The 12,746-nt window shown below is 68.8% G+C and carries 15 protein-coding genes; 12 read left to right on the top strand and 3 right to left on the bottom strand.

Going from position 1 to position 12,746, the window contains the following annotated elements; all coding sequences use genetic code 11:
- Nucleotides 1-7: 7 nt before the first annotated feature.
- Nucleotides 8-751 carry a CbtA family protein gene (locus ACQUSQ_RS01290; RefSeq protein WP_435066684.1) on the bottom strand — a complete coding sequence of 248 codons (744 nt, stop codon included), beginning with the start codon at nucleotides 749-751 and terminating at the stop codon, nucleotides 8-10.
- 1 nt (nucleotide 752) lies between these two features.
- Nucleotides 753-941 carry a CbtB domain-containing protein gene (locus ACQUSQ_RS01285; protein WP_435066683.1) on the bottom strand — a complete coding sequence of 63 codons (189 nt, stop codon included), beginning with the start codon at nucleotides 939-941 and terminating at the stop codon, nucleotides 753-755.
- A gap of 109 nt (nucleotides 942-1,050) precedes the next feature.
- On the opposite strand from ACQUSQ_RS01285, the gene cobA reads away from it, so the two are divergent.
- The 12 genes from cobA to ACQUSQ_RS01225 all read left to right on the top strand — a co-directional run bounded on the left by cobA (nucleotide 1,051) and on the right by ACQUSQ_RS01225 (nucleotide 10,577).
- Nucleotides 1,051-1,965 (top strand): uroporphyrinogen-III C-methyltransferase, encoded by a 915-nt coding sequence (cobA, locus tag ACQUSQ_RS01280; protein WP_435066682.1) that lies wholly within the window; start codon nucleotides 1,051-1,053, stop codon nucleotides 1,963-1,965.
- A gap of 103 nt (nucleotides 1,966-2,068) precedes the next feature.
- Nucleotides 2,069-2,620 carry a precorrin-6Y C5,15-methyltransferase (decarboxylating) subunit CbiT gene (gene cbiT, locus ACQUSQ_RS01275; RefSeq protein ID WP_435066681.1) on the top strand — a complete coding sequence of 184 codons (552 nt, stop codon included), beginning with the start codon at nucleotides 2,069-2,071 and terminating at the stop codon, nucleotides 2,618-2,620.
- On the top strand, nucleotides 2,617-3,312 hold the full coding sequence (locus ACQUSQ_RS01270; protein ID WP_435066680.1) for a cobalt-factor II C(20)-methyltransferase: 696 nt from the start codon (nucleotides 2,617-2,619) through the stop codon (nucleotides 3,310-3,312). The genes cbiT and ACQUSQ_RS01270 overlap by 4 nt, the downstream gene beginning before the upstream one ends.
- Nucleotides 3,309-4,112, top strand: coding sequence for a cobalt-precorrin-4/precorrin-4 C(11)-methyltransferase (locus ACQUSQ_RS01265; protein WP_435066679.1), 804 nt, complete (start codon nucleotides 3,309-3,311; stop codon nucleotides 4,110-4,112). The genes ACQUSQ_RS01270 and ACQUSQ_RS01265 overlap by 4 nt, the downstream gene beginning before the upstream one ends.
- Complete coding sequence (gene cbiG, locus ACQUSQ_RS01260) at nucleotides 4,105-5,061, top strand: cobalt-precorrin 5A hydrolase (protein ID WP_435066678.1); 957 nt, start codon at nucleotides 4,105-4,107, stop codon at nucleotides 5,059-5,061. The genes ACQUSQ_RS01265 and cbiG overlap by 8 nt, the downstream gene beginning before the upstream one ends.
- Nucleotides 5,058-5,870 carry a precorrin-3B C(17)-methyltransferase gene (locus tag ACQUSQ_RS01255; RefSeq protein WP_435066677.1) on the top strand — a complete coding sequence of 271 codons (813 nt, stop codon included), beginning with the start codon at nucleotides 5,058-5,060 and terminating at the stop codon, nucleotides 5,868-5,870. Before cbiG ends, ACQUSQ_RS01255 begins: the two co-directional genes overlap by 4 nt.
- Nucleotides 5,871-5,872: 2 nt before the next feature.
- The gene (gene cobJ / locus ACQUSQ_RS01250; RefSeq protein ID WP_435066676.1) at nucleotides 5,873-6,853 is read left to right on the top strand and encodes a precorrin-3B C(17)-methyltransferase; all 981 of its coding nucleotides are present in this window, start codon (nucleotides 5,873-5,875) and stop codon (nucleotides 6,851-6,853) included.
- Nucleotides 6,853-7,098, top strand: coding sequence for a ferredoxin (locus ACQUSQ_RS01245; protein WP_435066675.1), 246 nt, complete (start codon nucleotides 6,853-6,855; stop codon nucleotides 7,096-7,098). Before cobJ ends, ACQUSQ_RS01245 begins: the two co-directional genes overlap by 1 nt.
- On the top strand, nucleotides 7,095-7,757 hold the full coding sequence (locus tag ACQUSQ_RS01240) for a cobalamin biosynthesis protein (RefSeq protein ID WP_435066674.1): 663 nt from the start codon (nucleotides 7,095-7,097) through the stop codon (nucleotides 7,755-7,757). The genes ACQUSQ_RS01245 and ACQUSQ_RS01240 overlap by 4 nt, the downstream gene beginning before the upstream one ends.
- Nucleotides 7,754-8,965, top strand: coding sequence for a CbiX/SirB N-terminal domain-containing protein (locus ACQUSQ_RS01235; RefSeq protein WP_435066673.1), 1,212 nt, complete (start codon nucleotides 7,754-7,756; stop codon nucleotides 8,963-8,965). The genes ACQUSQ_RS01240 and ACQUSQ_RS01235 overlap by 4 nt, the downstream gene beginning before the upstream one ends.
- Complete coding sequence (locus tag ACQUSQ_RS01230) at nucleotides 8,965-9,342, top strand: DUF3209 family protein (protein ID WP_435066672.1); 378 nt, start codon at nucleotides 8,965-8,967, stop codon at nucleotides 9,340-9,342. Before ACQUSQ_RS01235 ends, ACQUSQ_RS01230 begins: the two co-directional genes overlap by 1 nt.
- Before the next feature lie 2 nt (nucleotides 9,343-9,344).
- Nucleotides 9,345-10,577: a PQQ-binding-like beta-propeller repeat protein gene (locus ACQUSQ_RS01225; RefSeq protein WP_435066671.1), complete on the top strand. Its 1,233-nt coding sequence runs from the start codon at nucleotides 9,345-9,347 to the stop codon at nucleotides 10,575-10,577.
- Nucleotides 10,578-10,580: 3 nt separating this feature from the next.
- On the opposite strand, the gene ACQUSQ_RS01220 is transcribed toward ACQUSQ_RS01225, so the two are convergent.
- Nucleotides 10,581-12,743, bottom strand: coding sequence for an ATP-binding protein (locus ACQUSQ_RS01220; protein ID WP_435066670.1), 2,163 nt, complete (start codon nucleotides 12,741-12,743; stop codon nucleotides 10,581-10,583).
- Nucleotides 12,744-12,746 lie beyond the last annotated feature (3 nt).

Genomic DNA, 12,746 nt, shown 5'->3' with positions numbered 1-12,746 from the left:
ACGGCTATCAATCCGCCGTCGAGAGTGATTCCGCTGCCGTCATCGCCCCCTCGCCATCAGCCGGCCGAAATCGGGCGTGGAGAGTCGCGAGGAGCGTCCACAACAGGAGTTGCCCGAACACGAACAGGCCAATCAGGCCGGCCCGAAGCGTGGGCGAGAGCGACCCCTGCACCGTGTTCGTCGGGGCGACGAAGGTGGGAACCGCGAGCAGAGCGAACGGCGCAAGCCCGGCGACGACGGCGAGTAGCGGCCCGTTCGACTCCCGAACGCGGTTGTAGACGCCGCCGGACAGCAGGCAGACGAGTGCTCCGGCCACCATCATCCCGCCGTACAGTAGGAGCCGGGTCGAGGCCGGAAGCGACTGCTCGGCGCCCGGCGCGACTGGCGGCAGGACGAGCCACGGCGCGCCCGAGACGGTCACGAAGCCCGCGCCGCCGAGGACGTAACTCTTGGTGGCTCCCGTCCCGGGGACGACGGGTTCGAGGAAGTAGAACGCGATACCGAAGAACACGCCCCCGAGCAGGACGGCCCACAGCCCGCTAGAGACGACGCTCACCGCCTTGTTGACGGCCGTCGACACGGCGGAGTCGTGACCATCCGCTCCGTCGGCGTGGGTGTGGTCGGCGCCCGCGTGGTTCAGTTCGTCGGCGTACGCGACCAGCGGATTGGCGACGAGCGCCATGAACAGACCGAACACCAGACCGGCCACGAGACCGGCTTTCACCCCCCGCTTCAGGTACGCCGCGAACATTTCAGTGGCACGTGATGCCGGCCGCGTGGCGGAAGTTGTGCATCGAGTCGTGGACGAGCGGTTCTTGTACGAACAGGAGCGTAAAGCCCAGCGCGGCGACGAAAAGCAATCCGGCGGCCATCTGCATCGGCGTGAGTTCCGTCCGGACGCGCTCGAATCGACCGTGAACGGTGTTGACTTCGGCGGTCATACTAAATTCGACTTTACCCAACTACACTAAGTTTGTAAAACTTTCGAGGCTTCTCGGGCGGTAGTAACACAAGTGGATTGAAGTTACTGCAAATAACGCTTAAGTAAGCATGGACGACGACACCGCTCGCGGGTCTGGAGACTCGCCGACGGCGTCCCGGACGGACGGTCGCGACGCGGAGCGACCGGCAACCGCCGGCGACGATACGACCCCGCGATTCGACGAGCGCACGTCCGTCCCGGAGCGGTCGCGGGCGACGAGCGGGACGGTGTATCTGGTCGGCGCCGGGCCGGGCGACCCCGACCTGTTGACGGTGCGGGCCCGCCGGTTGATAGAGACGGCGGACGTGGTGTTACACGACGCTCTCACGCGCGACGCACTCATCGACCGCATCCCGAAGTCGGTCGACGTCGTCAACGTCGGCAAGCGCGTCGAACACAAGACGCCGCAGTCGGAGATTAACGACCTCCTCGTCGACCGCGCCGCGGCCGGCGACGCCGTCGTCCGACTCAAGGGCGGCGACCCGTTCGTCTTCGGGCGCGGCGGCGAGGAGGCCCAACACCTCGCGGAACACGGCGTCGCCTTCGAAGTCGTCCCCGGCATCTCCAGCGTCACCGCCGCGCCCGGACTGGCCGGGATTCCGCTCACGCACCGGGAACTCTCCTCGCGCTTTACCGTCATCACGGGCCACGAGACGCCCGACAAGGACGGGAGTTCGCTGGACTGGGCGGCCATCGCGAGCGAGATTGCGAGCGGGTCGACGCTCGTCATCCTGATGGGCGTCCGCACCTTGGAGCGCAACGTCTCGACGCTCCGCGCTCACGGCGTCGACGGCGACGTTCCAGTCGCTCTCGTCCAGAAGGCGGCGTGGGACGACCAACGCGTCGTCAGCGGCAGTCTCGACACCATCGTCGACGTGGTCGAGGAGGCCGCCATCTCGCCGCCGGCGACCACCGTCGTCGGCGACGTGGTGTCGGTCCGCGACGACGTGGCTGACTCCCTCGATACCTTCGAACCCGCCTGACGCCGACGCGGCGCGCCGTCGCCGCCAGCCCGGCCGTAGTGAAACCGCGCTTTTGGTAGAGCAAGCACAATTGTTTTTATCTGGGCCCGAAATGGTGGAGATGATGCCCCAGGTAGCGCTTCCGCACGACGCCAAGGCAGGCCCGACGAAAGCAGAGATTCGGGCCGTGACGCTCGGGAAGTTGGACTTACGCCCCTCGGACCACTTCGTCGATGTCGGCTCCTGTACGGGCGCCGTCACAATCGAAGCGGCACGGCGCGCCGGCCGAGTGACGGCCGTCGAACGGAAACCCGACCGACTGGACGTGACGCGAAAGAACCTCGCGGCCAACGAGTACGACGCCGAGGTGACGCTTCGCGAGGCGGAAGCGCCGGCGGGGCTTCCGGACGACGCGGACGCGATGTTTCTCGGCGGGAGTCGGAACTTCGAGGCCGTCCTCGACCACGCCGTCGAGACGGACGTCGACCGAATCGTGATGAACGTCTCTCGCGTCGAAGTCGCGGGCGACGCCATCGACGCCTTCCGCGACCGTGACCTGCTCTCGGAGGTGCTTCAGATGCAGGTGAGCCACGGCTACGAACTCGCCGGCGCGACGAGTTTCAACTCCGACAACCCCGTCTACGTCGTCGTCGGTGGAGGAGGCGACGACGAATGACCGTCTACGGCGTCGGCCTCGGTCCCGGTGAGGCCGAACTCGTCACCGTCCGCGGGAAGCGCGTCCTCGACTCGGTCGAGACGGTCTACTCGCCGGGACGACTCTCGCGGACCGTCGCGCGGGAGTACGTCCCCGAGTCGAAACTCGGCGACCTCGATTTCCCCATGACGCGCGACCCGGAGAAACTCCGGAGCGCGTGGCGCGAGGCGGCGAGCGTCGTCGCCGAGACGGCGGCCGACGGCGACGTCGCGTTCGTGACGCTCGGCGACCCGAACGTCTACTCGACGTTCGGCCACCTCCGGCGGACGCTCTCGGCTTTTCACCCGGCCGTCGACGTCGAGGTCGTTCCCGGCGTGAGCGCCATGACGGCTTTCGCGACGGCGCTCGGCGTCGAAATCGAGGCCGGGACGGGCCTCTCGCTCCGCGAGGCGGCCGACGGCGCGGCCCCGACCGGTCCCGACCGGCTGATTCTGTTCAAGGTCACCGACGCCGAGACGACTCACGAAAAACTCACCGACGCCGGCTACGACGTGCAGTACGGCCGCCGCCTGTTCATGGAACAGGGCGAGACGGTCGTCACGTCGGACCCGACGGACGTGGCAGAGCGCGACTACTACACCCTCGCGTACGCCGAGAAGCAGGGGGTCGACCGCGACGTGGCGACCGCGAAATTCGAGGAGGAGTCGGCGTGAGCGACGACTACACACCGGGCGACGTGGGTGAGGGAATTCCGTTCATCGGCGCCGGTCCCGGCGACCCCGGTCTGCTCACGGTCACCGGCAAACAACTCGTCGAGGACGCGGACCTCGTCGTTCACGCGGGGTCGCTGGTGAACAGCGAACTGCTGGAGGCCTACTGCGCGGACGCGGAGCAAGTCAACAGCGTCGGCAAGGACCTCGAAGAACTGGTGCCGCTGATGACCGAGGCCTACGAGGAGGGCCGAGCGGTCGTCCGGTTGCACAGCGGCGACCCCGCCATCTACGGGGCGGCGCTGGAGCAGATGGACGCCCTCGAATCCAACGGCGTGCCCTCGTACTTCGTGCCCGGCGTCACGTCGGCGTTCGCCGCCAGCGCGACGCTCGGGACGCAGTTGACGCTCAACGAGGTGGCCAATCACGTCGCCTTCACCCGACCGCAGGGCAAGACCCTCTCCGACGAGGAAGACCACATCAGCGACTTCGTCGGCTTCGGCGACGTGACGACGTGTATCTATCTGGGGACACACGCCGTCGCCGAGACGATGGACCGCCTCCTCGATGATGGCCACGACCCCGAGACGCCCGTTGCGGTCGTCTATCACGCGTCGTGGCCCGACGAGGACGTGATTCGGGGCACCATCGACACCATCGGCGAGCAAGTCGAGGCGGCCGGGTATCGGGCGTCGGCGCTCGTCATCATCGGCGAGGCGGCGACCGGCGCCGGGTACGAGCGGTCGTACCTGTACGGCGATTGGGCGAACGAACGCGACGATTCTTCCACGACAGATGAGTGAAACCACAGACAACGACTGTAGCGCACCGGATAGCGACGGCGAGGTCGCAGACGAGATTGCGATAATCAGCTTCGAGCGCAAGTTGGACACGGCCGAAGAGATTCGCACTGACCTCGCTGACGACTACGACCGAATCGACATTCTCGAATACCACGGCGACGTCTTCGCGGAGCACTGGGGCGAGTACGACTGCTTCGTCGGCCTGATGGCGAGCGGGATTGCGATGCGAAAGACCGCCCCACTGCTCGACGACAAGTGGGAGGACCCGGCCGTGGTCGTCGTCGACGAGGAGTTGACGTGGGCGATTCCGCTCACCGGCGGCCACCACGGCGCGAATCAGGTCGCGTACGACCTCTCGAAACTCGGCGCCGTGCCCGCGATGACGACGGCTTCCGAGGCGGCGGGCAAACAGGGCGTCGAGAGCCGAGCCAAGGCGCTCGACACCCACGTCGTCAACGGCGACTCGACGGTGGAGACGAATCTCGCCGTCCTCAACGAGGAACTGGGCCCGGTGGCCCGACTCGACGGGCCGCGGGCGGTCCTTGCCGACGACGACGTGACCGTCCTCAAGCGCAACACGGACGACGGCGTCGTCCTCGGCACGGGCAGCGTCTCGGGCGCGAAGAAATCGAAGTTCGTGACGGCGTGGACCGAGGCCTTGGACGAGGTGGACCTGACGCCGGACGACGTGGAGTTCGTCGCGACGGCGACCCGGAAGGAGGGCGAACCGGGCCTCGTCGAAGCCGCACAGGAGTTCGGCGTCGGCGTGGTCTATCTCGATAAGGAGACGCTCGAAGAGTTCGAGGGACCGACACCCTCGAAGTCGAAGGAACTCATCGGGTGGCCCGGTATCGCCGAGGCGAGCGCCATCGCCGCCGGGCGTGACCACGAACTCCTCTTGGAGAAGCGACGACACGACGACGCGGTCACCGTGGCGGTGGGCCAATGAGCGCCGACGGCACGCTCTACGTCGTCGGCATCGGGCCGGGACTTCCCGACCACATGACCCAGCGCGCTCGCGACGTCATCGCGAACGCCGACTGCGTCATCGCCTCGAACCTCTATCAGGAGTTCCTCCGAGACGACGGGACGCTCCCGCCAGAGGGCGAGGCGGCGGCGGACGACCCCGAAATCGTCCGCTCGTCGATGGGCCAGCAGGTCGAACTCACCCGCGAGGCGTTCGAGCGCGTGCGAGACGGCGAGGACGTGGCCCACGTCTCGGGGGGCGACCCCAACGTCTACGGCAAGTCCGACCTCGTCTTTACGATGGCCGACGAGGACGATGCGACGGACGTCCCCATCGAAATCGTCCCCGGCGTCACGGCGGCACTCGGCGGCGCGGCGATGATGGGCGCGCCCCTCTCGAACGACTTCTGTACGATATCGCTGTCCGACAAGTGGCGCGGGTGGGACGAAATCGAGGAGAAACTCCGTGCCGCCGCCATCAGCGACTTCGTCATCGTCCTCTACAACTGCTGGCGAAACTACACGCGAGCCATCGACGTCATCCGCGAGGAACGGGCGGACGACGTACCGGTCGGCATCTTCAACGACGCCGGCCGAGGCGATGCCGGGCGGAACGTCGACGGCGAGGCGTTCACCACCACGACCCTCGGCGAGGCCGAGACCCACGACGAGGAGGTCGGCGGCATGGGCACGTCAATCCTCGTCGGCACCCACGAGACGGACACGTGGAGCAACGACTTCGAAACGTATCTCGTCACCCCGCGCGGCGGGCGTGACGTCGACGACTTCTGACCATGAGCGAGAACACAGCATCCGATTCGGCGTGTGGCGCATCGACTGACTCCAGCGATACGGAGTCGAAGTGTGGCGGGTCCACGAGCGACTCCACGAGCGACTCCGAGTCGTCGGCCTGCGGCGGGTCGACGTCGGACACGAGTTCGAAGTGCGGCGGATCGGACTCCGAGGAAACGGTCGCGGCGACGGCCGACGACTTCGACGCCGACCCCGGTCGACTCGTGGCCGTCGGTCTCGGCCCCGGCCAGCCGAACGAAATGACTGCTCGGGCGAAGGAGGCGCTTCGCGGCGTCGACCAGATAGTCGGCTACACGACGTACATCGACCTCCTACCGGACGACATCGTCGAGGGCGCGGAGGACATCTACTCGACGCCCATGTGCGGCGAGGTGTCGCGGACGGAGGAAGCGGTCGACCGGACGCTCGCCGGCAACGACGTCGCCATCGTCGGCAGCGGCGACCCCAACGTCTACGCGCTGGGCGGCCTCGCGCTCGAAATCCTCGAATCCAAGGGCGGGTCGGCCAGCATGGTCGATTTCGAAGTCGTGCCGGGCGTCCCGGCCGCACAGTCGTGTGCGGCCCGCCTCGGCGCGCCCCTCGTCAACGACACCGTCAGCATCAGCCTCTCGGACCACCTGACGCCGATGTCGACCATCGAATCCCGCCTGCACGCAACCGCCAAGGAGGGGTTCACCATCGCCATCTACAACCCGTGGAGTCGCAAGCGCCGCGACAACTACGAGAAGTGTTGCGAGATTCTGCTCGAACACCGCGACCCCGAGACGCCCGTCGGCATCGTCCACGCCGCCGGTCGCGAGGACGAGGAGACGGAAATCGTCGAGCTTCAAGACCTCCCCGAACTCGGCGAGACCGACCTCATCGACATGACGACGACGCTTCTCGTCGGCAACGACGAGACGTACGTCTGGGACGACCGCATGGTGACGCCGCGGGGCTACGAGCGGAAATACGAGTACTAATGTACCGAGTCGAAATCGACCGGGACGCCTGCGACGGCATCTTCGCGTGCCTGGTCCACGACGAGCGGTTCGTCGAAGACGACGCTGGGCTGGCGACGGTCGACCCGGACGCGGCGGGCGTCGTGAGCGTCGACCGGACGGACGAGCAAGTCGTCGCAACCTTCGACGGCGACACCGACGCCGCGGACATGGCCGCGAGGGCCTGTCCTCCCGGCGCTATCACCGTACAGGAGGTGTCGGAATGAGCGACGACGCGCCCGCGGACCTGCTGGCGTGCCATCCGGAAACGGCGTACTTCTGGGGGCACGTCGTCGGCGACGGCGACATCGACGCGGACGAACTCACCGTCCGCGCCCCGGACGAGGAGTGTGCGGACCGACTCGCCGCCATCGGAGGCGGCGGCGCGGTCGACCACCGCCGAATCGAGCGGCCCTACGCCCACGACACGTCCATCACGCGGACCGAAGACGAGTACAGCGTCACCGTGACGGGCGACGTGGCCGGTCGCGCCAGCGCGGCGTTCGGCCTCCCGACCGGCGACGAACGGGGCGGCTACCGGCTGGACGCGCTCACCGACGCCGACCAGCAACTCCTCCGGGGCCTCCTCGAAAGCTGTGGGACGGTGTGTTTCAAATCGTCGTCCGGCACCGTCGGCATCTCCTTCGTCCACGACAGTCGGACGTTGCTCGAAACCATCGACGGCCTCCTCGAGGACTGCCCCGCCGACGCGCCGACGGGTGAGATTCAGGAGACGTCGTCGGGTGGCTACTGGTTCGGCATCGACGACCACGCGGCCGGAGACTTCGGCCAGTGGGTCTACGACGGGAGCGAGGAGACGGGGCTGTTCGCCCCGACGCGCCGTCGGAAACTGCTGCGGAGTCTGGAGCAAGCCGAGAACGTATGAGTCAGGAGCATCCACTCGACAGCGACGCCGTCCTCCTCGTCGGCCACGGGTCGCGCCGCGAGAAGTCCAACCAGCAGGTCCGTGACCTCGCGGCGAAACTCGAACCCGAACTCGGCGTCCCGGTGGACGTGGCCTATCTCGAACTCGCGGAGCCGACGATTTCGGAGGCCATCGATACGCTCGCGCCCGCCTACGGGACGGTTACCGTCGTGCCGCTATCGCTGTTCGGCGCGAGCCACGTCAAAAACGACGTGCCGCTGGCCGTGCAGACGGCGCGGGCCGAACACGCGGACCTGACCATCAACTACGGCTCGCATCTCGGCGTCCACCCCTCGATTGTCGACTTGCTCGACGAACGCGTCCGCGACGTGGAGGCCGACCTCGGCGTCGACCGGGCGGACGACGACGTGACCGTCGTCATCTGCGCCCGCGGGTCGAGCGACCCCGACTCGAACGCCGACGTTCACAAACTGGCGCGCCTGCTCTACGAAGGGCGGGAGTTCGACCGCGTCGAAGCCTCCTTCATCGGCGTGACGACGCCGCTCCTCGACGAGACGCTCCACACGGTCACGAAGAAGCGCCCGGACGCGGTGGTGGTCGTCCCCTACATGCTCGGCGACGGGACGCTGACCCAGCGCATCCTCGACCGGACCGCGGAGTTCGACGACGAGTACCCCTACGTCGCCGCCGCCGCGGGCGACCCACTCGGCACGGACGACCGGGTCGTCGACGTACTGGCCGACCGGTTTCAGGAGGCTCGCTCCGATAGCGTCGAGATGTCGTGTGACACCTGTAAGTACAAGGTCGAACTCACGGGCTACGAGGAGGACCAAGGGGGCGCGCGAGCGATGCTGCGCTCGATGGTCCATCAGGCCGAACACGCCGACCGGGAGTCGGTCGACGACGACCCACACGTCCACGACGCGCCGGCGAAACACGTCGCCGTCTGCACGAACCAGACGTGTGCCGCGAGCGGCGCGGCCACGGTCATCGAGGAGTTGCGACAGGGCGTCCGCGACGCAGAGGACTGTGACGCCCGCGTCACGCGCACCTCCTGTCTCGGGCAGTGCGGCGACGGGCCGATGGTCGCCGTCTACCCCGACGGCATCTGGTACGGTGGCGTGACCGCCGACGACACCGACCGCATCGTTTCGTCCCACCTCGAACGGGACCGCATCGTCTCCGACCTCGTACACCAGACACTATAATGGCTTGCGCTGAACTCGAAGCACTCCGACTCGCACTGATGAACCTGAACGGCACCGTCGACGAGAGCGTGCGGCAACACGCCGAGGCCGAAATCGGCGACGAACTGGAGGCTGGCGGCCCGATAGCCGCGCTGGCGAACGCCTCGACGCTCGACGAAATCCAGCGGCATCTCGACGCCGCCCTCGTCGACCTCGAAGAGGAAGCGATGCAGGCCGACCCGGCCGACCCGGACGGCGCGTATCTCCGCGGTCGCGTCGTCGCCGTCCGTGACGCCGAGCGGACCGTCCGCCGACTGCGAGAGCAGACCGACTCGTTCCTCGACGACCTCGGCGAGGCCCACCACACGTTACACGAGACGTTCCCGACGGAGGAGTGACGGTGGTCACCGGCGACTGGCGACGCTCGCTCGGCGACCTCGACCCCGCGCGGAGCCGTCACAACTGGGCGCGGTCGGCGGCGGCCGTCGCCGACGGCACCGTCTTCGCCGGCGGCGCCGACGGCCGCGTAGCCGCCTATCGACCCGACGAGACGCCCGCCAAGCGGTGGACGGCCTCGCCCGGCGGGGCCGACCGCTACGTCGTGTCGCTGTCGGTACAGGGTGATACCCTCGTCGTCGGCGAACGCGGCCCCGACGGCTACGTCTCGGCGCTGTCGACGGCCACGGGCGACCGCCGGTGGCGCTACGCCACGGCCGAGGACGTCGGACGGGCGACCGGCGAGTCGCTCCTCTCCCAGCCCTACGTCGTCGACGTGGCCGTCGCCGGAGATACGACCGTCGTCGCCGCCAGACGCTACGAACGCGACGGCGAGGGCCGGAGTTGGTCGAGCGTCGTCCTCGGCGTCGACGCCGACGGCGACGTGCGCTGGCGCTACCGCGCCCGCGCGTCGCCCATCGCACTCGACACCCACGCCGGGCATGTCGCCGTCGCGTACAACCGCTGTACGGACCACCACGTCCACGGCCTCGTCGTTCTCGACGTCGACACCGGCGCCCTCGTGATGAACTGGGACCCCGGAACGGCGGGCGACCGGCGCGTCGGCGACGTGGCCTTCGCGGACGGCGATATCGCCGTCGCGAGCCACGGCGACAAACACGGCTACCTGCTCGACGAAGACGGGGGCGAGCGCTGGCGCGTCGACCTCGCGAGCGAACGAACCGTCGGCGACGAGACGGTGTACGCCTACCCGAATCACGTCTGCACCGCCGACGGCACCGCCGTGTTCGTGACGGGCAACACCTTCGCCGAGTCGACGCGCGACCCCGACGCGCGCCACCCCCGCGAGCACACGGCTCTCGCCGTCAACGATGGTGAGGTGGCGTGGACACACGACGTCGGCGGCTTCGCCCGCGGCCTCGCGTCGGACGGGTCACTCGTCGCCGTCCCCTCGGCCCAGAACTTCCGCGAGCGAACGGCCGACACGCACGCGGTCCACCTCCTCGACGCGCGCGACGACCACCTCGACACCGAGTCGGTGGCCGGCATCGCGTCGGCGGCGGCGCTCGACGGCGACACGCTGGCCGTCGTCGAGGAACCCGTCGAGTACCACGACGAGGGCGTCACACACGGCGCCTACCGCCTGCACGCGTGGCAGGTCGACGGCGGTCGCTGACGGCTACTCCTCGTGAGCGGAGGCCGCGGCGTCGGCCACGCGCTCGGCGGTCAGGTCGGCGAGCGAAATACGTCGCCATCCGGTTTCGGTTTCGAGCATATCCGTCAGTCCCGCGCCGTCGTCGCCGGCGTCGACGAGGACGACCGACGCGTCGCTCGTCGCCAACTGTTCTGCCGCCGCCCGCGTCGCCTGCGTCGGGCTACCGTCGGCGACGTTCGCGCGCCCGTCGGTCACAACGACGACGAGACTCGCCTCGGCGTCGGACCGCTCCACGAGTCGGTGGGCGGTGGCGATGCCGTCGGGGAGCGGCGTCCGGTCGCCCGTCGGGAGGTCCTTCAGGTGGCGGGCCGCGAGCGTGACGCTGTTCGTCGGCGGGAGGAGGACGTCGGCCTCGTCGCCCGCGACGGCGACGAACGCGACTTCGTCCCGCTGTTCGTAGGCGTCACGAAGCAGCGCCATGACCGTCCCCTTGGCCTCGCGCATCGCCGGCCGCATCGACGCGCTGGCGTCGACGACGAACACGACGAGCGTGCCCGCACGCCCGCTCCGAACCGGCGTCCGCAGGTCGCGCTCCTCGACTTGCGTCCGGCCCTCCGCCGCCGCGGCGCGTACCGACGCCGCCGCGTCGACGTCGTCGTCGGCCGTCGCGCGTTCGGTTCGGACCCGCGACCCCCGGCCGCTCTCGGTTGCCTCGGCACGCACTCCGTCGCCGGGCGTCGACGCCTCTATGTCCACGTCGTCGACGGGCGGCCGGTCGGCGTCACCCACCTCGGCCCGTTGCTGACCCGGAACGAGCGGCGTCGCCTCGGTGTCGGCGTCGTCGCCGTCGTCGGTCCCGGAATCGTCGCCATCGTCGGCGCCAGAGTCGTCCTCCTCCCCAGACTCGCTCTCGGCACCGGATGGCGTCGGCTGGCGAGGCGGGCCGTCCGAATCGTCGGCGTCGCCGTCCTCACTATCGCCGCTCTCACCGCCGCCGTTTCCCTCACCACCTGCGTCGTCGCCGTCCGACTCGTTCCCACCGTCGCCCTCCTCCTCGTCCGTGTCGTCCGCCGCTTCCCCATCTCCCGCTCCGTCGTCGCCGTCCGTCTCCTCGTCGCCATCTGCCTCGTCGTCGCCATCTGCCTCGTCGTCGCCATCTGCCTCGTCGTCGCCATCCGACTCGTCGTCGAAGTGGTCATCGAGAACGTCGTCCATCTCCGGCGAGTCGTCGAAGGGACGGCGTTGCAAGCGATGGGGAAGGGCAAACTCCGCCGCCTCGCGCACGTCGGACTGAATCACCTTCCGTCGGCCGTCGAGTGCGGCGAGCGTGACCGCGGTGCGGGCGATGGCGATGTCCGCTCGGTGGCCCTCGACGCCCGCGTCGCGGCAGAGTTCCGCGATGTCGGCCTTGAACTCCTCGGGCAGGGCTATCTCGTCGACGAGCCGTCGGGCCGAGTGGAGTCGGTCGCGGATTGCGTCGGTTTCGTCCGCGTACGTCGCCGCGAACGCCGCCGGGTCGTCGCGTCTGTCGAGGGCGCGGTCGATGATGGCCACCCGGTCGTCGACGTCCTGACTGCCCGTGACGGTCGCTTGGAGCGCGAACCGGTCGCGTAGCTGTGGTCGGAGGTCACCCTCCTCGGGGTTCATCGTCCCGACGAGGGTGAACTCGGCCGGGTGTTCGACGCTGACGCCGTCGCGCTCGACGCGGTTGACGCCGCTCGCAGCCGCGTCGAGGAGGACGTCCACGAGATGGTCGTCGAGGAGGTTCACCTCGTCGACGTAGAGAATACCTCGATTCGCGCGGGCGAGGAGGCCGGGGTCGAACTCCGCGTCGCCGGCGAGGGCGTCCGTCACCGAGAGCGTGCCGACCACGCGTTCGCGGGTCGCGCCCAGCGGCAGCGTCACGAGCGGAACGGGGCGCGTCTCCACCTCGAACTCCGAGCGCGACCGACACTCGGTACACTGCCTGTCGGGGTCGTCCGGCGGACAGCCGTACGGACAGCCTGCGACGACGCGTTGCTCCGGTAGCAGGTCGACCAGCGCGCGGACGGCAGTCGATTTGGCCGTCCCTTTCTCTCCGCGGACGAGCAGACCGTCGAGCGCGTCGTTCGCGGCAACGGCCAGCAGCGCCCGCTTCAACTCCTCCTGCCCGACGATTGCCGGGAACGGTGTGGGGCGACGCTCCATGTG

It is taken from the genome of Haloplanus sp. C73, from assembly GCF_051195115.1.
Lineage (GTDB): Archaea > Halobacteriota > Halobacteria > Halobacteriales > Haloferacaceae > Haloplanus.
Note: the sequence above shows the minus strand (reverse complement) of the source record. Positions and strands in the feature narration are given on the sequence as shown.

Bases quoted from the DNA above. Each gene is read 5' to 3' on its own strand.
- ACQUSQ_RS01220 (WP_435066670.1), bottom strand. From the start codon at position 12,743: ATGGAGCGTCGCCCCACACCGTTCCCGGCAATCGTCGGGCAGGAGGAG.
- cbiT (WP_435066681.1), top strand. From the start codon at position 2,069: ATGCCCCAGGTAGCGCTTCCGCACGACGCCAAGGCAGGCCCGACGAAA.
- cbiG (WP_435066678.1), top strand. From the start codon at position 4,105: ATGAGTGAAACCACAGACAACGACTGTAGCGCACCGGATAGCGACGGC.
- ACQUSQ_RS01235 (WP_435066673.1), top strand. From the start codon at position 7,754: ATGAGTCAGGAGCATCCACTCGACAGCGACGCCGTCCTCCTCGTCGGC.
- cobA (WP_435066682.1), top strand. From the start codon at position 1,051: ATGGACGACGACACCGCTCGCGGGTCTGGAGACTCGCCGACGGCGTCC.
- ACQUSQ_RS01255 (WP_435066677.1), top strand. From the start codon at position 5,058: ATGAGCGCCGACGGCACGCTCTACGTCGTCGGCATCGGGCCGGGACTT.
- ACQUSQ_RS01290 (WP_435066684.1), bottom strand. From the start codon at position 751: ATGTTCGCGGCGTACCTGAAGCGGGGGGTGAAAGCCGGTCTCGTGGCC.
- ACQUSQ_RS01285 (WP_435066683.1), bottom strand. From the start codon at position 941: ATGACCGCCGAAGTCAACACCGTTCACGGTCGATTCGAGCGCGTCCGG.
- ACQUSQ_RS01245 (WP_435066675.1), top strand. From the start codon at position 6,853: ATGTACCGAGTCGAAATCGACCGGGACGCCTGCGACGGCATCTTCGCG.
- ACQUSQ_RS01230 (WP_435066672.1), top strand. From the start codon at position 8,965: ATGGCTTGCGCTGAACTCGAAGCACTCCGACTCGCACTGATGAACCTG.
- ACQUSQ_RS01270 (WP_435066680.1), top strand. From the start codon at position 2,617: ATGACCGTCTACGGCGTCGGCCTCGGTCCCGGTGAGGCCGAACTCGTC.
- ACQUSQ_RS01240 (WP_435066674.1), top strand. From the start codon at position 7,095: ATGAGCGACGACGCGCCCGCGGACCTGCTGGCGTGCCATCCGGAAACG.
- cobJ (WP_435066676.1), top strand. From the start codon at position 5,873: ATGAGCGAGAACACAGCATCCGATTCGGCGTGTGGCGCATCGACTGAC.